Source organism: Micromonospora sp. NPDC051196 (genome assembly GCF_040682415.1).
In the GTDB taxonomy this organism is placed as follows: domain Bacteria; phylum Actinomycetota; class Actinomycetes; order Mycobacteriales; family Micromonosporaceae; genus Micromonospora.
Genome location: NZ_JBFBAY010000020.1, coordinates 1 through 18,233 on the forward strand (window position 1 = coordinate 1; position 18,233 = coordinate 18,233).

The following is an 18,233-nucleotide window of genomic DNA, read 5'->3' on the forward strand; positions in this document are numbered from 1 at the left end:
GAACACACCCTCACCAAAATCTGGACAGACATCCTCGGCACCGACCGAATCGGCATACACGACAACTTCTTCGACCTCGGCGGCCACTCACTGCTACTCCCCCGGCTGCAGGCGCGGATCTCCGAAGAGTTGCACGCGACCGTCCCCATCACCGCCTTCTTCCAGGACACCACGGTGCACGCGCTGGCCCGCCGGCTGACCTCGACGGAGACGTCAGAGGCAGACTCCGGGGCCAGGCAACGTCACAGCGGCGGCGCCCGGCTGGAAGCCCGTCGACGTCGCCAGTCCCCGCCGAGGGGAGCTGACGCATGAACGACGTCCAGCCCACAGACACCGGCACCCGCATCGCGGTGATCGGAATGGCCGGCCGGTTCCCCGACGCGCCGGATCTCGACACCTTCTGGCAGAACCTGGTCCAGGGCCTGGAGTCCGTGCGTCCACAGCCGGTTCCCGAGGGCGCCAACTACGTGCATGCGTTCGCGCCATTGACGGACGCCGACTGCTTTGATTCGGACTACTTCGGCATCTCGCCGCGCGAGGCGATGATCATCGACCCGCAGCATCGGTTGTTCCTCGAGTGCGCGGTGGAGGTGCTGGAGGACGCCGGCGAGGACCCGGAACGCTTCTCGGGACGGATCGGTGTCTACGGTGGCAGCAGTCAGACGGGGCACCAGGAGATCACCCGCCGACTGCGCGCACACCTGAGCAACCCGACGGACCTGCAGCTCGGGCTCGGCGCAGGCATGAGCTTCCTGACGACCCGGGTGGCGTACCACCTGGGACTACGTGGTCCTGCGGTGACGGTACAGACCGCCTGCTCCACATCACTGGTCGCGGTGCACCAGGCCGCCCAGGCACTGCTGGCCGGTGACTGCGACATCGCGCTCGCCGGCGGCGCCAGCGTGCACGTACCTATCCCGGCCGGAGAGTACGTCGAGGACGGCGCGATGGCCGGCGACGGCCACTGCCGTGCCTTCGACGCCGCAGCCACCGGATCGGTCGGTGGCAACGCGGTCGGCCTGGTGGCGCTCAAGCGCCTCGACGACGCGGTGGCCGACGGGAACACCATTCATGCGGTCCTGCTCGCCACCGCTGCCAACAACGACGGCCGCTTGAAGATCGGATTCACGGCGCCGAGCGTGGACGGCCAGGCCGACGTGATGCGCACTGCGCTGGAGCTGGCCGACGTGCCGCCGGAAAGCATCGGGTACGTCGAAACGCATGGCACCGGCACCCGGCTCGGTGACCCGATCGAGGTGGCAGCGCTGTCGGCCGCGTACGCCTCCGCGAGGCCGCGGGCGAAGCCGGGCTGGATCGGCTCGCTGAAGACGAACGTCGGCCACTCGGACGCCGCCGCCGGCGTCGCCGGTCTGATAAAGACGATCCTCGCACTGCGGCACGGCCAGATACCGGCGAGCCTGCACTTCAAGACACCCAACCCACAAATCGACTTCGACAAATCTCCGTTCCTGGTGAACGCTCGGCTGCGCAGGTGGGAACGGACTGACGGTCTACCACGGCGGGCCGGCGTCAACGGGCTCGGCGTCGGAGGCACGAACGCGCACGTTGTCGTGGAGGAGGCGCCGACACAACCGCCGACCGACCCCGGTCGGCCGTACCAGCTCGTGCTCGTCTCGGCCCGCTCGCCACGAGCACTGGCGGCGGCCCGGACCGCGCTCGCCGACCGGCTCCGGACCGCCACCGCGGAGCCGGACCTGGCCGACGTGGCCTGGACCACTCAAGTCGGACGGCGCCCGAACGAGTTCCGGCAAGCGTTCGCCGTGACCGACACCGCGGAACTGATCGCCGCCCTGGACGCACCGAACGCGCGGCCGGTGGAGCGGACGGCCGGAGAACGGCCGGTGGCGATGGTGTTTTCCGGCCATGGCGGCCAGCGCATCGGCATGGCGCGCGAGCTGTACGAACACGAGCCAGCCTTCCGCGACGCGTTCGACGAGTGTGCCGACCTGTTCGCCGTCCGGACCAGCCTGGACTTGCGGGAGCTGCTGTTCAGGTCCGCGTCGGGCGCGGAGGCGGAAGCGCGGTTGCGGCCGGTCACCGCCAGCCACCCGGCGATCTTCACCGTGGAGGTCGCGCTCGCGGCGCTCTGGGGAGCCTGGGGCGTGACGCCCACCATGGTCACCGGGCACAGCCTGGGCAGCTATGCGGCCGCGTACGTGGCAGGGGTTTTCAGCCTCGCGGATGCTGTGGCGGTGGTGGCCGCGCGCAGCAGTCTGCTGTCGCGCCTGGCCCCTGGCGCCATGGTCGCCGTGCCGCTGCCGGAGCAGGAGGTCCGTACGTACCTGCCGGCGAACGTGTCCGTCGCTGCGGTCAACGCGCCGGAGCAGTGCGTGGTCTCCGGCCCGATCAAGGCCATCGACGAGTACGTTGCCCGGCTGGCCCTGCGCGGTGTGGAGGTCCGGCGGCTCCACATTCCGGGCGCAGGCCACTCCGACCTGGTCGAGCCGCTGCTGGCGGAGTTCGGTCAGGTGCTGTCCAGCATCGAGTGTCACGCCCCTCGCATCCCGTTCGTGTCGGACACCACCGGCGCGCTGGCCGGACCCGACGAACTGCGTGACCCCGGCTACTGGACGCGGCACATGCGCGACACCGTGCGGTTCACCACGGCACTGGCCACGGTCCTGGGCGCGGACGACATGACGGTGCTCGAAGCAGGCCCGGGCAGGAGCCTGAGCACGCTGGCCGCTCTGCATCCGAATTTCCGCTCCGGGCAGCTGGCTGTGTCGAGCATGCCGCACCGTAGCGACCTCCGTTCCGACGGCACGCATCTGCTCGCGACCGCCGGCCGGATGTGGGCAGCGGGGCACGAGCTGGACTGGTCCGGGCTGCATTCGGGCACCCGGCGGCGTCGGATTCCACTGCCGACGTACCCGTTCCAGCGAAACCGCTTCCGGCTGGACCCCGACGCGGACCAGCCAGTCACCGTTGAGCCTCTCGCCGAGCCCGACGTTGCCCCGGAGCCGGCCGAGCGGCTCGCCACCCCGACCGAGGTGGCCGTGGCACGCGCGTTCCAGGAAGTACTGGGTGTGCCGTCGGCCGCACGCTCCGATGGATTCTTCGCGCTGGGCGGTGACTCCCTGCTGGCCACCCAGCTCAACACCCGGCTGCGGGCGGCGTACCCGATCCAGATCTCGGTCCGGGAGGTGTTCCAGGCGCCGACCATCGCCGCGCTCGCCGCGCTGATCGACGAGAAGACCGGCACGGCGCCGGCGAGGACGGCCGACGCGGGGCCGGTGCCGGTGGAGCGGGCCGGTGGGGCACCGCTCTCCTTCGGGCAGCAGCGCATGTGGTCGATAGAACAGCTCGGCCTGGCCGGCATCTCCAATGTGATCACCGCAGCGCTGCGGCTACGCGGCGACCTCGACGTACCGGCGCTGGGTACGGCCTTCTCCGGGGTGGTGGCCCGGCACGAGTCGCTGCGCACCCGGCTGCTCGTCGGTGACGGCAGTGAGCCGGTCCAGGTCGTAGACGCCCCACGGCCGGTCCACCTGGATGTCGTGGATCTGCGCACTGTCCCGGTCGGCGAGCGCGAGAAGCGGCTGGACGCCGAGATCGACGCTCTCTCTGCGGTCACTTTCGACCTGGCCGCGGATGCGCTGCTGCGGGTGACGCTGATCCGCCTCGGCGACCGGGAGCACGTGATGGTTCTCCTGGTGCACCACATCGTCTCCGATGGCTGGTCCATGGGGGTGCTGATCCGCGAGATCAGTGAGCTGTACGCAGCCGCCGTCGAACGACGTACGCCACAGTTGGATCCACTGCCGGTGCAGTACGCGGATTTCGCGGTCTGGCAGCGGGCCGCCCTGGACGATGTGCTGGAGCGCCAGCTCGGCTACTGGCGGGAGCGGCTGGCCGGGCTCACGCCGCTGGACGTCCCGGGTGACCGGCGACGGCCTGCGGAGCGTTCCGACGCGGGCGCGGCGTACGACTTCTCCGCCGGGGCGGACCTGGTGTCTGGTCTGCGCGAGTTGGCCACGCGGACCGGCACCTCGCTGTACATGGTGCTGCTTGCCGCGTTTCAGGTGCTGCTGGGCCGGTACGCACGGTGCGACGACGTACCGGTGGGAACGCCGGTCGCGGGTCGCAGCCGGACCGAGGTGGAGGGCCTCATCGGCTTCTTCGTCAACACGCTCGTCATGCGTGGCGACCTCAGGGGCGATCCGACCTTCGTGGAGCTGCTGGACCGGGTGAAGGAGTGCGCACTCGGTGCGTACGAACACCAGGACGTGCCGTTCGAGCGACTGGTCGAGGAGTTGGCCCCGGGCCGGGACCTCTCCCGCACGCCGCTCTTCCAGGCGATGTTCATTCTCCAGAACACTGGCGAGCAGGAGTGGGCCCTGCCTGGCGTGGAGGTCGAAGATCTGCCGGTTGCGCCGGGCGGTTCCCAGTTCGACCTGACGCTGTCGGCGCAGGAGAGCGGCGGCGCGCTGCACATGCAGTTGATCTACAGCACGGACCTCTACGGTCCCGCTACCGCCGCACGCCTGGCAGGCGCCTTCACCACACTGCTCGCCAGCGTCGTGGCCGGGCCGGATCGACGTCTCGGCGACCTGGAGATCCTCACCGGTACGCAGCGACGAGAGTTGCTGGACCGAGCGGTCTGCGTCCCAGAGCTGCCGGCTGCCACCCGGTGTGTACACCACCTGATCGAGGAGCAGGCCGCAGCGCGTCCGGACGCCACTGCACTCGTTTTCGACGGCGAGGAGGTGACCTACGGGGATCTGAATGCCCGCGCGAATCGGCTGGCGCATCATCTGCGTGCCTGCGGGGCGGGCCCGGAACGGGTGGTGGCGATCTGCCTGCCGCGCGGACCGGACTACGTCACCGCCATGTTGGCGGTGCTCAAGGCCGGCGCCGCATATCTGCCGCTCGACCCCAGTCACCCGACCGTTCGACTGGCCGCCGTCGTCGAGGAGGCGCGGGCAGCACTGGTCGTCGCCCAGGCCGGGACCGGAATCGCGGCGGACCGGGTCGTACTTGTCGACGACGAGGCCGCCGAGGTGGCGGCCCGGCCCGACACCGACCCGGGATGCGTCAACGGCGAGCGCGACCTGGCGTACGTGATCTACACCTCCGGTTCCACCGGCAGGCCGAAGGGCGTGATGATCGAGCACAGGTCGCTGGGGTTGCAGGTGGCCGCCATGCGCGAGGTGTACGGGCTGCGGCCGGGCGAGGGGTTGCTGCAGTTCGCGTCGATGGTGTTCGACGTGGCGACGGAGAACGTTCTCGTCACGCTGGCCTCCGGCGGCCGGCTCGTGATCCGCCCGCAGGAGTGGACGCCGAAGTCGCTGGCGGAGCTGGCCGCCGCGCATGACGTGGCGGTCACCAATTTCCCGCCGGCTGTCTGGGCGGAAGTCCTCGCGCACCTCACGCCCGGTGCGCTCCGGTTGCAGATCGTCGGCGGGGAGGCGCTGCCCGCTGCGGCGGTGGCGAGGCACCTGGAGGCGGGCGGGATCCCGGTGTGCAACGCGTACGGCCCGACCGAGGCCACGATTACCGCCACGATCCGGCGGGTGGAGCAACCGCTCGAGAGCAGCGCCCCGTACGTTCCGATCGGCCGCCCGATCGCCGGCACTCGCGTATACGTGGTTGATCCGGCAGGCCACCTGGTCCCGGACGGCGTGCCTGGTGAGCTGCTGATCGGCGGGCGCCGGGTGGCCCGGGGCTATCTGAACCGACCCGCGCTGACCGCCGAGCGTTTCGGGCCCGACCCGTTCTCCGTCGAGCCGGACGCACGTATCTACCGCACCGGTGACCTGGTGCGCTGGCTGCCCGATGGCGAGCTAGAGTTCCTGGGACGCACGGACGACCAGATCAAGGTACGCGGGCTGCGCATCGAGCCGGGAGAGATCGAACCGGTGCTGGCCGCACATCCGGACGTGGAGTCCGCCGTCGTTGCGGCGCACGAAACGCACCTCGTCGCCCATGTACGTGTGCGGCCGGGCGGTTTCCTGGACGTCGCGGCGTTGCGGGCGTATCTGACCGCTCGTCTGCCGGATTACCTCGTGCCGGACCGGTTCGTTGCGTTGGAGTCCATTCCGCTCACCGCCGGCGGCAAGATCGACCGCCGGGCGCTGCCGGCGCCGGACGTCGCCGTCGGCTCGCCCGAGGGGTATCTGGCCCCGCGTACCGCGCTGGAGCGACTGGTCGCCGACATCTGGAGCGAGGTACTCGGTGTTCCGCAGGTGGGGTTGCACGACAACTTCTTCGACCTCGGCGGCCATTCCCTGCTCGCCACGCGGGTTGTATTGGCGTGTCGCGAACGAGGCGTGCATGCGGTACCCCGAGATCTGCTCAAGTTCCCCACCGTCGCCGGGCTGGCCGCCCGGATCACCGCGCCGCAGAGCCGAACCGACGGTCTCCCGGAGCTCATCCCGCTGAATCGGCACACGCCCGGTAATCGCACGTTGTTCTGCCTGCCCGAGATCGGTGGCGGCACGAGCGCCTACGTGCATCTTGCCGGGCGGTTGACCGGCGTGTTCAACGTGACCGGCGTCGACGCCCGTGGCATGGGTGCGACGGGCGGTGACGTGGGCCGGCTCGCGGACCAGCACTGGAACACGATCCGCCGGGCGCAGGTCGGTCCGCTGCTGCTAGCCGGCTGGTCATACGGCGGTCTCCTCGCCGTCGAGGTCGCTCGACGGGCACTCGCCGATGGACGCCGGCCCGACGGGCTGATCGTCATCGACTCGCTGCTGCCCTCCGACGACCTGCGCGACCGGATTCGGGCGGACCTGGCTGTACTGCGTGACGTCGATGGCCGACTCGGCGCCGACGGGCCGGACGACGTCCGCCCGGTCGCGCCGGAGACGGCCGAAGAACTGCGCTCGCTCGGTGTGGCGAACGACGTCCTGCTGCTCGGTGTCGGTGCGGTTACCGGGCATCTGCGGCTACGGATAGCCCACCTGACCGGGATGGGCAATTACCAGCCACGGCCGATCCCCTGCGCCGTGCGCTTCTACGAGGCGACGGAGTGCACCTGGCACACCCCGTCGACGGACGGCTGGCAGGCGGTGACCGACGGGCTGGAGATCGTGCCGGTCCCCGGCGACCACCACTCGATGCTGACCCGGCCACAGGTCGACGCGATCGCCGACGACCTGGTGAAGCTGAGCGAATCCCTGAATCGGAGGTCGTTTTGAGCGCCACTACCAACACACTCTTCGATGTCGGCGACCTGCCGCCGCTCGGCACGGTACCCGCCCGCATGTACGCGTCCGTGCTTCGCCCTGAGCGGTACGGTCCGCCGGCGACCGCGTTTCGGACCGAGGTGGTTGACGTCCCAGAGGTCCCGCCCGGCTTCGTGCTGGTCGCGGTGATGGCCGCCGGAATCAACTACAACAACGTGTGGGCCGCGCTCGGCTCGCCGGTGGACGTCGTAGCGATGCGGGCTCGCCGCGGCGCTCGGGAAGACTTCCACGTCGGCGGTTCGGAGGGGTCCGGGATCGTGTGGAAGGTCGGAGCCGGCGTCCGGCACGTACGGGTCGGCGACGAGGTGGTGCTCTCCGGCTGCCGGTGGGATGAAGACGATCCCGATGTGCGGCTCGGCCTGGACCCGATGCTCGCCGCCTCGCAGCAGGTCTGGGGGTACGAGCTGAACTGGGGCTCGTTCGCGCAGTTCACGCTTGTGGCCGAGTTCCAGTGCCACCCGAAGCCTGCGCGGCTGCGCTGGGACGAGGCGGCCGGCTTCCTGCTGACCGGCGCGACCGCCTACCGGCAGTTGCACGGGTGGCCGCCGAACACTGTCAAACCTGGCGACGGCGTGCTGGTCTGGGGTGGTTCTGGGGGCCTCGGTTCGATGGCGATCTCACTGGTCAACCGCATGGGGGGCAAGGCGGTGGCGGTCGTGTCGTCGCCGGAGAAGGCCAGCTACTGCATGTCGATCGGCGCCGCCGGCACGATCGACCGGACCCGGTTCGATCATTGGGGCCGTTTGCCGGTGGCGGACAGCCGGGAGAACAAGCGGGTCGCCGACGGCATGCGAGCTTTCGGGCGGGCGATCTGGGAGATACTCGGCGAGAACATCGCCCCCAAGATCGTCTTCGAGCATCCCGGTAGTGACACGTTGCCGACCTCGGTGTTCGTCTGTGCGCCGGGCGGGATGGTGGTGATCTGCGGTGCTACCTCCGGTTACCAGGCCGATGTGGATCTGCGCTATCTGTGGATGCGCCAGAAGCGCCTACAGGGCTCGCACTTCGCCAACCCGGCCGAGTGTCGGGCGACGACTGAACTGGTGGGGGCAGGGCTGATCGGACCGTGTCTGGGCCACACGTACTCATTTGAGGAGATCGGCCAAGCGCATCAGGACATGCACGACGGTACCCAGGCGCCCGGTAACCTCGTCGCGCTGGTGGGTGCCCGCCCCGGAGAGGCGGCCGGATGCTGAGCGACGCGCAACGGCACCAGATTCTCGTCGAGTGGAACGCCACCACGGCGGACGTGCCGGCCGGCCGGTGTGTGCACGAACTGGTGGCGGAACAGGCCCGGCAGCGGCCGGACGACACCGCCGTGATCGGCGACGGTGTCCGACTGTCCTACGGCGCCCTGGAGGCGCGGGCCAACCGGCTGGCCCATTACCTGCGGGAGTTGGGCGTACGGCCAGAGGCGCCCATCGGTGTCTGTCTGGAGCGCGGTCCGGATCTGGTGGTCGCACTGCTCGGCGTCCTCAAGGCAGGTGCGGCCTACCTTCCGATGGTGCCGGCGTATCCGCTGGAGCGGCTCGGCTTCATGCTGCGCGACAGTGGCGCGAGGGTGGTGCTGACCCGACCCGGACCGTTGGCCGACCTCTGCGGTGAGACAGAGGTGACGTGTGTTGACATGGCGGGTGATGAGGTGGCGCGGCGGCCGACGACGGCTCCGGAGACGAATACCGGACCGGACTCGCTGGCCTACATCATCTACACCTCTGGATCGACGGGCCGGCCGAAGGGGACCCTGATCGAACACCGGTCGATCATCCGCCTGGTGTGTAACGCCGGTTACGTCGAGCTGCGGCCGGACGACGTCGTGGCGCAGGCCGCGGACGCAAGCTTCGACGCCGCCACGTTCGAGATCTGGGCACCGTTGGTCGCGGGTGCGTCGCTGGTCGTGTTGGACAAGGCGACGATGCTGGATCCGCACGCGCTCACGGCGGCGTTACGGCGTGACGGGATCACCACTATGTTCCTCACGACGGCGCTGTTCAATCAGGTCGCGACCGTGAATCCGGGTGGGTTCGGCGGACTGCGGCACCTGTTGTTCGGTGGCGAGGCCGTCAATCCGATGCGTGTCGCGCAGGTGCTGGCCGCAACACCGCCGGACCGGCTGCTGCACGTCTACGGGCCGACGGAGACCACCACCTTCGCCACCTGGCACCTTGTTCGTACGGTGGACGTGCAGGGCACTGTGCCGATCGGCCGGCCGATCGGCAACACCACGGCTTACGTCCTCGACGAAAGTCGTGAGCCGGTTCCGCCCGGTACCGCCGGCGAGTTGTTCATCGGCGGCCCGGGTGTGGCCCGCGGCTATCTCAACCGCCCGGAGCTGACCGAGGCCCGGTTCGTCGCCAACCCGTTCGGGCCAGGCCTCCTGTACCGGACCGGCGACTGGGTGCGCTGTACGCCGGACGGCGAGTTGGAGTTCCTCGGCCGCCTCGACCAGCAGGTGAAGCTGCGTGGCTTCCGCATCGAGTTGGGCGAGATCGAAGCCTTGCTGTCGATGCATGACGACGTGACCGCCGCAGTAGCCGTGCTGCGCGAGGACGTACCAGACGACAAGCGGATCGTCGCCTATCTGTCCCGGCGGCCAGGGTCCACGTTCGACGCCGACACGGCCGCCGCGTTCCTGCGTGAGCGGGTGCCCGACTACCTGGTCCCGGCCGCGTTCGTCGTACTCGACACGCTGCCGCTGTCGGCGCACGGAAAGATCGACCGTTCTGCGTTGCCACCTCCGCCTGCACAGCGTCCCGCCCTCGAAGTGGCGTACGAGGCACCGCAGAGCGGCGTCGAACGTTTGGTCGCCGGCATCTGGGCAGAGGTGCTCGGCATCGACCGGGTCGGGCTGAACGACGACTTCCTGGCGCTCGGCGGCGACTCGTTGCGGACCTCACGGATACGGAACCGTCTGGAGGCCGCGACCGGTCTCCGGATCCGTGCCCGGGACCTGTTTGCGGCGCCGACTGTGCGTCACCAGACGGATCTGGTGCTGCGGTACTTTCAGGCGTCGGAGTAGTCCACGCGGGAATCTAAACTGGAGCCTACGTGCTTAAAGCCGATAGACCGTCTCCACAAACCCGGGGCAGGGTCTCCCGATCGCCTCGTCTCGGCCTGTTCCGTGAGGCCGATTTCCGTCGCTTTTTCGGCGCGACTCTGGCCGGTCAGCTCGCCGATCGGTTCGTGTTCCTCGCGCTGCCGCTGGTGGCGATCGTCTGGCTGGACGCCGACGAGTTCGAAGTCGGCGTCCTGACCGCGATGACGACAGCCGGTTCGCTGTTGATCGGGCTACCGGCGGGTGCGTGGGTCGACCGCTGGCGCAAGCGCCCGATCATGGTCTCCACGGACGTGGTACGGGCGGTGCTGCTGCTGCTCGTGCCTCTGGCCTGGTGGGCGGACGCGCTGACGATGTGGCTGCTGTTCGCGGTCGCGCTCGCCCACGGTCTGATGACGGTGCTGTTCGAAGTCGGCTACACCAGCTATGTGCCCGCGCTGGTCGGCCGCGAGCACCTCGTCGAAGGTAACGCGAAGATCGCTGCGGCACGCTCCGCCGTGAGCATCAGCGGCCCCGGCGTGGCCGGACCGCTGGTCGCCTGGCTCGGCGCGCCGCTGACGCTGGTCGCCAGTTCCGTCGGGATGCTGCTGTCCGCGCTCGGCGTGCTCCGAATCCGCAAGCCGGAGCCTCAGCCGCAGAGCGCCGCCACCCGACACCTGGCCCGCGAAGTGACGGAAGGGCTACGGTTCGTGCTGGGCCACCGACTCCTGCGCCCGATACTGTTCACCGACGGCATTTTCAGCCTCTCCCTGGTCACCTACCAGACGATGCTGCTCGTGTTTCTCTCCCGACATCTGGGCCTCAGCTCACTCGGAATCGGTCTGGTGCTCTCCGTCATGGCCTCCGGCGGGTTCACCGGCGCTCTACTGGCCCGCCGCATGATTACCCGGATCGGCCCCGGCCCAGCCGTCTGGTCGGCGACACTCTGCACCGCGCCAGCTGCCGCGCTGCTGCCCATAGCCCGGCCCGGCTGGCCGCTCTGGCTCGCCGTAGCCGGACTAGCCCTGGTCTCCGCCGGCGGCGTGGTCCGCCTGATCGCCCAAGTAGGCATCCAACAAGCCACCACACCCGACCGGCTACTTGGCCGGATGAGCGCCACCGTCCGCTTCGTTCAATGGGGCAGCATGCCGATCGCCGGTCTGCTCGGCGGCCTGCTCGGTGGCCTGCTCGGCGCACCAACCGTGCTGTTCATCGGGGCAGCAGGGATGACTGCCGCCTTCCTACCCGCGCTTCTGTCACCACTACGAACAACACGCGAGCTACCGGCAACGGCGACAGCATGACCAGGACCGATCCTGCGTCCGCGGACGTTGCGCAGACGCGGCGCGCGGTCGAGCAGCTGGCCGAGCGCTTCTGGGCCTGGCGCGCCCGACGCCAGCCGCGCACGCTCGACGACATTCCCCGGCTCGACCGCCCGGACGGCTGGGTTCCGAGCTTCACCGCAGCTGCGGTGGCCCGCGACCGCGAAGACCTGATTCGCTTCCGCGACGAGTGCCGAGCACTGGCGGACGCTCCCGCCTCGGTACCGACGCAGGTCGACCGGCGGCTCCTCGCCACCGCGATCGACAGAGTGCACTGGGAGCTGGAACTGGTGCAGTCCTGGTGCAGAGACCCGGGCTTCTACGTGGACCAGTCCCTCGGAGTGGTCTTCGATCTGCTGCTCCGCCCACCTCCCTTCGACCGGCGTCGGTGCGAGGCACTGCTGGGACAGCTGACCGCCATCCCAGAAATCCTCGAACAGGGCCGGACCAACCTGCGCGGCAATGCCGTCGGCGAGTTCACGACGTTGACGGCCAACCGCCTGACGGCCGCTGACGAGCAGCTGCTCGACGCGATCAACGCACTGCGTACGTACGTGCCCGATGACATCGCCCGGCAACTCACCGAGCCGGCGCGCGCTGCCGCACGCGCGGTTGCCGCGTTCCGCGACGAGTGTGGCGCACTCGCCTCGGACCTACAGCCCACGCGGGCCATCGGGGCGGAGGCGTTTCAGTTCTACCTGAGCCGGGTCGCGCTGCTGCCGCTCGCCGCCAGGGATGTGATCGACCTCGGTCGCCGCGAGTTCGACCGGGCGGTCACGCTGGAGGCGCTGGTTCGACTGCGCAACCGTGACCGGCCGCGGCCGAAGCCGTTCACGGACATCGACAGTCAGATCGCCGCGCAGGCCCGCGCCGAGCTGGACGAGCGCAGGTTCTACCACGATCGAGGGCTGCTGTCCGTACCCAGCGACCTGCCCCGATATCTGACCGCGCCGTGCCCCCCATATCTGGAACCGCTGTCCTGGCTCGGCGTCCGCGACGAACTCGGCTCTCTGGCCCGCCCGGACGACGACGCGGTGAGCTACACGCCGGACCCGGCCGGCGACCTCGGCTACTTCGACCGGGCCAACACTGTCGACCCCCGGCTCGGCATCATCCACGAGGGTGCCCATCACCAACAGTTGGCGCTCGCCCGGCGCAACCCGCGGCCGGTACGGCGGCACTACTACGACTCCTGCGCCAACGAAGGGCTCGCCTTCTACAACGAGGAGATGTTACTGACTGCCGGATTGCTCGACGACCATCCGGGGGCACAGGAGTACGTGCTGAACATGATGCGGCTACGCGCGTTACGGGTGGACGTCGATGTTCGCCTCGCGCTCGGTGAGTTGTCCGTGGACGAGGCTGCCCGTCTGCTCGAACAGCGCACCCCGATGGACCGCGCGACCGCCAGGCAGGAAGCCGCGTTCTTCGCGGCCACACCCGGGCAGGGCCTGACCTACCAGGTGGGCAAGTCCCAGGTGCTCAGCTTCGTCGCGGACGCCCTGCTCGACGGGAACGACATGCGGCGGATCAATGACTACCTCTGGAAGAACGGCAACGTTCCGATAGCGCTGCTTCGCTGGGAGTTCCTGGGCGACGCCGGCGCGCTGCGGCAGGCAGAGCTACTGGCGCCTTCCTCAGCGTCCGCCGCTCAAGGACCGGCTGATTAGATCCACGCACAGATGATTCGGCGGTCCCATGTGAATTACCGCCTCCGCGTCCAGGCTCACCCGGGCGATGTCGTGGTGCTGCAGGTAGCCGGCGCTGCCCAGCAGCGTGCGCACCTCCGTGCAGACGGACAGCGCGGACGTGGAGGCGAAGACTTTGACCGCGTACGCCGCGTCCGCGTCCGCGTATGGCGCCTGCGCGCCCAAATCGGCAACCATCGCCCGAGCGGCCCGGGTCGTGACCGCTAGCCGGGCTACCTGGTGCCGGGCCTGCGCCTCGTCGAGCAGGCCACGTCGGTGCTGGTGCTCCAGCAGCAGATCCAGCGCAGCCTGCGCGGTGCCGACACTGACCGCACCGAGTGTGAGACCCAGCCGGTGAGGCAGCCCGATCGCCTGCGGAGTCACCGCACCCTCGCAGAGCAGGTCTCCGGCGTCCACCTTCGTGTCCTCGAAGTAGATCAGGCCCGTGCCGGAGCCGCGCATTCCGATCATCGGCAGCGCGTCGGACGGCGCACGCACGCCGTCCGCATCCGCGGTTATCAGCAGGATCAGCTGGTTGTCGCGCCCGTATCCGGCAGTGGCCGTGGTGCCGGACGATTCCTGCTCCGGCAGCTGAGCCAACACCATGAAGAAGTCAGCCACGGTGGAGCTGGTGGAGAACGTCTTGCCGCCGGTGACCCGCCACGATCCGTCCGGCCAGCGGCGAGCCACCGTGCCAAGGGATCGCTTGTCCGCGTGCCCGCCGGCCTCGCTCCAGGCGGAGGCGGCCAGCCAGCCACCGTCGGTGATCCGGTCGAACCACCGCCGTTTCTGCTCCTCGGTGCCGTACGCGTCGATCCGGGTAACGACCGCGCAGTGCAGATACAGCATGATCGCAACGGATGGGTTGACTGTGGCAACCTCCTCCACCACTCGATTCGCGGTGGCCACGTCGTAGCCACGGCCGCCGTGTTCCGTCGGCACGCAGATAGCCAACAGCCCGGAGGAGCGGAGCGCCTTCAGGCTGTCCTGGCCAACGGTGCCATCGGCGTGGCTGTCCCGCGCGCAGCAACGCAGCACCTCGCGCAGCTCGGCGCTCAAGTACGAGGTGGCATCCTCGCCCATGGTCATCTCCTTGCCCCTATCCGAATACAAGGCCGTAGGACCGCATCCACCGGTCTACCTCCAACAGCGGCTGTACGAGGTGAACGGTGTTGACGTGCGTCATGCTCTGGTGCTCTCCGCGGACGAAATCGATGACGGCCGCCCGGTCCAGCACTGGTGCCAGCGGCGAGGCAGGGTCGCCGAGCATGGCCAACAGCCCGTCGCGGACCTGTGCGTCGTGCGCGGCGGCGCGCAGCGCGGGGTAGGCGTTTTTCGGCCGGTAGAGAATTTCGTCCGGCAGCAAGTCCGCCACCGCCATACGCAGCAGGCTCTTCTCCCTGCCGTCAGCGATCTTCATCCGCCAGGGCACGTTCCAGACGTACTCGAGCAGCTCGTGGTCGCAGAACGGCACCCGGACCTCCAACCCGACCGCCATGCTCATCCGGTCCTTGCGGTCGAGCAATGCCGCCAGCGGACCATGCAGACTGAGGAACAGCACCTCGCGCATCCGCGCGTCCAGGCGATCCTCATCCGGGACTCGGGGGACCTGCGCCCGCAGGGTGACGTACCGGTCATGTTCCTCCGCGGCCGAGTCGAGACGGGCACGCACGTCCGGTGCCAGCAGGTCTGCGAGCCTCGGGGCGTTTCCCAGCCATGGAAATCGATCGCGCCGCACCAGGGCCGGATCGTGGAACCAGGGATAGCCGCCGAACATCTCGTCGGCCGCCTCACCGGACACACCGACCGTGACGTGCGCGCGCATCTCGCGGAAGAGTAGATACATCGACGTGTCGAAGTGGCCGTAGGAGGGCAGGTCCCGCGCACGCAGTGCGGCAGGCCGCACGTCCAGCACGTCAAGCGGGTCGAGCTCGACATGGTGATGCCGGGTGCCCAGATGCGATGCAGCCAGCGCCGCGTAGGGGGCGTCCCGTTCCGGCCGCAGCGCCGTCGGACGAAAGTCGTCCTCGTCCCCCTTGAAACCGACCGCGAACGTGTGCAGCGGCCCCGCCTCCGCCCGGTCGGGATCACTGACGGCGAGCGCGGTGATGGCGCTGGAGTCCAAGCCGCCGGAGAGCATGGTTGCGACCGGTACGTCAGCGACCAACTGCTCCGCGACCACGTCGTTGAGCATCTGGCGGATCGTCGCCACGGTGGTGGGCAGGTCGTCGGTGTGTTCCCGGCCGGACAGGCTCCAGTAGCGCTGCTCGGTCACCCCGGCTCGCCCGATACGCAGGAAGTGCCCGGGTTTGACGGTGTACATGTTGTGGTATGGCGTCTCACCAGGCAGCGCCAGGCGTGGGTCGAGCAGGATCGGCAGGCTCGTCTCCGACACACCGGGCCGGTAGAGCGGATTCGCCAGAATGCCCTTCGGCTCGGAGGAGAAGAGGACACCATTCGCGAGTGGCGCGTAGTAGAGCGGCTTCACACCGAGTCGGTCCCGCACCAGGAGCAGCTCCTGCACTCGCGCGTCCCACACCGCGTAGGCGAACATGCCACGGAGCCGGGAACTGGATTCGGCACCCCACTCCAGATAGGCGCGCAGCACCACTTCCGTGTCGGAGCGGGTGCGGAACTTGTGACCCAGGCCGGCCAGCTCGCCGCGCAACGCCCGGAAGTTGTAGACCTCACCCGTATAGATCATCACTACCGGGCCGCGACCGTCGCCGACATCCGCGATCATGGGTTGCCGTCCGCCCTCGATGTCGATCACCGCAAGCCTACGGTGGCACAAGCCGACCGGTCCCACCGCCCAGATCCCGTCATCGTCGGGGCCTCGACGCCGCATGCTGTCCGACATTGCCGCCAGGACCGTGCGCTCGCCCGCGACGTTCCGAGAGAAGTCCAGCCAGCCCGCGATTCCGCACATCAGTGCATCCCTTCCTGGCGCTGTGCCGCAGCGAGCCTTTCAAGGTGGCGGGGGTCGCCGGCGAAGATGCCATCCCGACGTGGGTAGGCCACGACCGCGTCCGTGAAACCCAGTACCGCGCAGCGGCCCAACGCGTCGGCAAGTCTGTCGGCGGACTCCGCAACAGAGGGCAGGCACCGGCTCAGGTAGACCAACCGCCGTATGCTGCCGGGCGACCGGCCGGCCTCGACACAAGCCTCATCGAGCCGGGCGATTTGCTTACCCAGCAACCTGAACAGGCGCTCCTCGTCGCCTTCGCCCGGGTCCATCGGCCCGTTCGTGACCCACATCTCGGCATGGGCGACCGCCAGACCCAGCCCGGCAGGGCCGGCCGCCGCGATCGCGAACGGCACCCGCGGCTGCTGGCGACAACCGGGGATCATGGGCACGTCCTCAGCCTGGTACCAGGTGCCGCGATGATCGGTACGCGGGTGGCGCAGCAGGTGGTCGGTGAGGTGTACGAACTCCGCGAACCGCGCCGCCCGCTGCCCGACCGACAGCGGTGGCGCCCCCAGCGCCGCGCTGTCCGGGCCGGGTGCGCCGCTGCCGAGGCCGAGCGTCAGTCGCCCGCCGCTAAGCTGATCGATGGTCATGGCGGCCTTGGCCAACAGCACCGGATGGCGGAAATTCGGCGTACAAACGAGCGTGCCGAGCCTGATTCGGCTGGTGACCACGGCGGCGGCGGCGAGCGTGGTCATGGTGTCCAGCCACGGTCCGTCCCGGAGACTGCGCCAGGACAGATGATCGAACAGCCACGCGTGCCGGAAGCCCGATTCCTCCAGCCGACGCCACAGGTCCGTGCCGGCCCGGCCGGTGTGTTCCGGCATCACCAGCGCGCCGAGCCTGATGTGGGCACTCATACGATATCCACCCCGGTCGGCACGTCGGCGAGGAAGTCGTCGAGGTCGACGTCGCGTCGTTCCCGCACGTTGGCGCAGGCGAACGGGATGTCGTGACGAGCCGGCCGCCGCAGGTCGTGGAAGTAGACGGCTCGCAGTGTTCCGGCGCCGGTTCGTTCCAGGACCGGGTTGCGAACCAGGAAGTCACGCACCTGCGGCGTGTCGCGACGTGCATGCCACCACACGGCCAGGTTTGCCCGATGGTCCGGCGGCGGTTCCAGTTGCGGCGAGAACCGGCGCTTGTAGCCGTACAGGCCGCTGGCCACCCATGCCTCGACGCCGCTGAGGTCCACGCGCGCCACACCCTGCCGCTCTGCCCAGTCAAGCAGCAGAAAGTAGAGCAGTCGCAGCATGCCCGCAGAGTGCAGCTGTGCCGAGCCCTCCAACACTCCGCCCAGACGGGGTGTGAGCCTGCGGCCGTCTGCCGAGCAGGAGGCGAGCGCGCCAGCCAGCCGCTGCCGGCCGTTGGTGACGAACAGCAGCGCGCCGGGCCGGAACAAGCCCTCGTAGGCGCGCAGCCGGCTTTCGCTGCGTGCCCGGTCGCCGTGCCGGTTACGCATCGTCGGCAGGTGGACGCGGTCGAAGAAGAAGCCGAATGACGCGTCGTCATAGGCCTGCTCGATGCGTAGGCCCTGGCGGGCGATCCTCGGCTGGGCCCACTGACGCTCACTACGGGAGACCCGGCCGCGCCATGCCGGGTCGCCGGTTTCCACCAGCGCGTGCAGCCGGTACGGCAGGAGCAGCGCCGGCCCAGCGGGCAGCGCCGCGAGTTGGGCGGGCGTGCCGGTGACCGCGACCAGGTCGGCGTCGGGAAGTTCGCGGGCCGCGAAGATCCGGCCCGCACGGACGTCCGCCCGGTCGTGCCGGAGCGTGTCCGCACCCATCCGCTCGCGCTGCCGGTCGATCATCTTCAACAGCTTGGTGATGCCGTCCGGCGGCCCGGCATACCCGAGGCTCGGGCCTGGACCGTCGGTCGTGGAGATCACGCGTGCGACCCGGAGAACCCGCGTGTCGAAGAGCGTGCGGAGGGTGCGGGCCAGCGGGTTCGGTTGGTTGTCCCAGGCGAACGATGCTCGTGCCATCCACCGTCGCCACCGCGGCGGCCGGTCGG

At 69.3% G+C, this 18,233-nt stretch carries 10 protein-coding genes; 6 read left to right on the forward strand and 4 right to left on the reverse strand.

The window, feature by feature from the left end:
• The 6 genes from AB0M35_RS26060 to AB0M35_RS26085 form a co-directional block, all read left to right on the forward strand.
• The coding region (locus AB0M35_RS26060; protein ID WP_363748579.1) for a phosphopantetheine-binding protein at positions 1 to 312 on the forward strand (312 nt) is incomplete at its 5' end.
• The gene (locus AB0M35_RS26065; RefSeq protein WP_363748581.1) at positions 309 to 7,163 is read left to right on the forward strand and encodes an amino acid adenylation domain-containing protein; all 6,855 of its coding nucleotides are present in this window, start codon (positions 309 to 311) and stop codon (positions 7,161 to 7,163) included. The genes AB0M35_RS26060 and AB0M35_RS26065, both read left to right, overlap by 4 nt.
• Entirely contained in the window at positions 7,160 to 8,407 is a 1,248-nt protein-coding gene (gene ccrA / locus AB0M35_RS26070; protein ID WP_363748583.1) for a crotonyl-CoA carboxylase/reductase, read from the forward strand. The genes AB0M35_RS26065 and ccrA overlap by 4 nt, the downstream gene beginning before the upstream one ends.
• Positions 8,401 to 10,230, forward strand: a complete 1,830-nt coding sequence (locus tag AB0M35_RS26075) for a non-ribosomal peptide synthetase (RefSeq protein ID WP_363748584.1) — start codon at positions 8,401 to 8,403, stop codon at positions 10,228 to 10,230. The genes ccrA and AB0M35_RS26075 overlap by 7 nt, the downstream gene beginning before the upstream one ends.
• A gap of 29 nt (positions 10,231 to 10,259) precedes the next feature.
• Complete coding sequence (locus tag AB0M35_RS26080) at positions 10,260 to 11,549, forward strand: MFS transporter (protein ID WP_363748586.1); 1,290 nt, start codon at positions 10,260 to 10,262, stop codon at positions 11,547 to 11,549.
• On the forward strand, positions 11,546 to 13,237 hold the full coding sequence (locus AB0M35_RS26085) for a DUF885 family protein (RefSeq protein WP_363748587.1): 1,692 nt from the start codon (positions 11,546 to 11,548) through the stop codon (positions 13,235 to 13,237). Before AB0M35_RS26080 ends, AB0M35_RS26085 begins: the two co-directional genes overlap by 4 nt.
• On the opposite strand, the gene AB0M35_RS26090 is transcribed toward AB0M35_RS26085, so the two are convergent.
• From AB0M35_RS26090 to AB0M35_RS26105, 4 genes are read right to left on the reverse strand one after another with little or no spacing between them, the layout of a single operon-like run.
• Positions 13,205 to 14,338, reverse strand: a complete 1,134-nt coding sequence (locus AB0M35_RS26090; RefSeq protein ID WP_363748588.1) for an acyl-CoA dehydrogenase family protein — start codon at positions 14,336 to 14,338, stop codon at positions 13,205 to 13,207. The two genes, AB0M35_RS26085 and AB0M35_RS26090, sit on opposite strands and share 33 nt — an antisense overlap.
• 16 nt (positions 14,339 to 14,354) lie before the next feature.
• Positions 14,355 to 16,184 (reverse strand): asparagine synthase (glutamine-hydrolyzing), encoded by a 1,830-nt coding sequence (gene asnB, locus AB0M35_RS26095; RefSeq protein WP_363748589.1) that lies wholly within the window; start codon positions 16,182 to 16,184, stop codon positions 14,355 to 14,357.
• Positions 16,184 to 17,083, reverse strand: coding sequence for an LLM class flavin-dependent oxidoreductase (locus AB0M35_RS26100; RefSeq protein ID WP_363748590.1), 900 nt, complete (start codon positions 17,081 to 17,083; stop codon positions 16,184 to 16,186). Before AB0M35_RS26100 ends, asnB begins: the two co-directional genes overlap by 1 nt.
• Positions 17,080 to 18,204, reverse strand: a complete 1,125-nt coding sequence (locus AB0M35_RS26105; RefSeq protein WP_363748591.1) for a hypothetical protein — start codon at positions 18,202 to 18,204, stop codon at positions 17,080 to 17,082. The genes AB0M35_RS26100 and AB0M35_RS26105 overlap by 4 nt, the downstream gene beginning before the upstream one ends.
• Between the last annotated feature and the right edge of the window lie 29 nt (positions 18,205 to 18,233).

Excerpts from the sequence above, each read along its gene's own strand:
- AB0M35_RS26090 (WP_363748588.1), bottom strand. The coding sequence starts at position 14,338 with ATGGGCGAGGATGCCACCTCGTACTTGAGCGCCGAGCTGCGCGAGGTG.
- AB0M35_RS26105 (WP_363748591.1), bottom strand. The coding sequence starts at position 18,204 with ATGGCACGAGCATCGTTCGCCTGGGACAACCAACCGAACCCGCTGGCC.
- AB0M35_RS26100 (WP_363748590.1), bottom strand. The coding sequence starts at position 17,083 with ATGAGTGCCCACATCAGGCTCGGCGCGCTGGTGATGCCGGAACACACC.
- AB0M35_RS26065 (WP_363748581.1), top strand. The coding sequence starts at position 309 with ATGAACGACGTCCAGCCCACAGACACCGGCACCCGCATCGCGGTGATC.
- AB0M35_RS26085 (WP_363748587.1), top strand. The coding sequence starts at position 11,546 with ATGACCAGGACCGATCCTGCGTCCGCGGACGTTGCGCAGACGCGGCGC.
- AB0M35_RS26075 (WP_363748584.1), top strand. The coding sequence starts at position 8,401 with ATGCTGAGCGACGCGCAACGGCACCAGATTCTCGTCGAGTGGAACGCC.
- asnB (WP_363748589.1), bottom strand. The coding sequence starts at position 16,184 with ATGTGCGGAATCGCGGGCTGGCTGGACTTCTCTCGGAACGTCGCGGGC.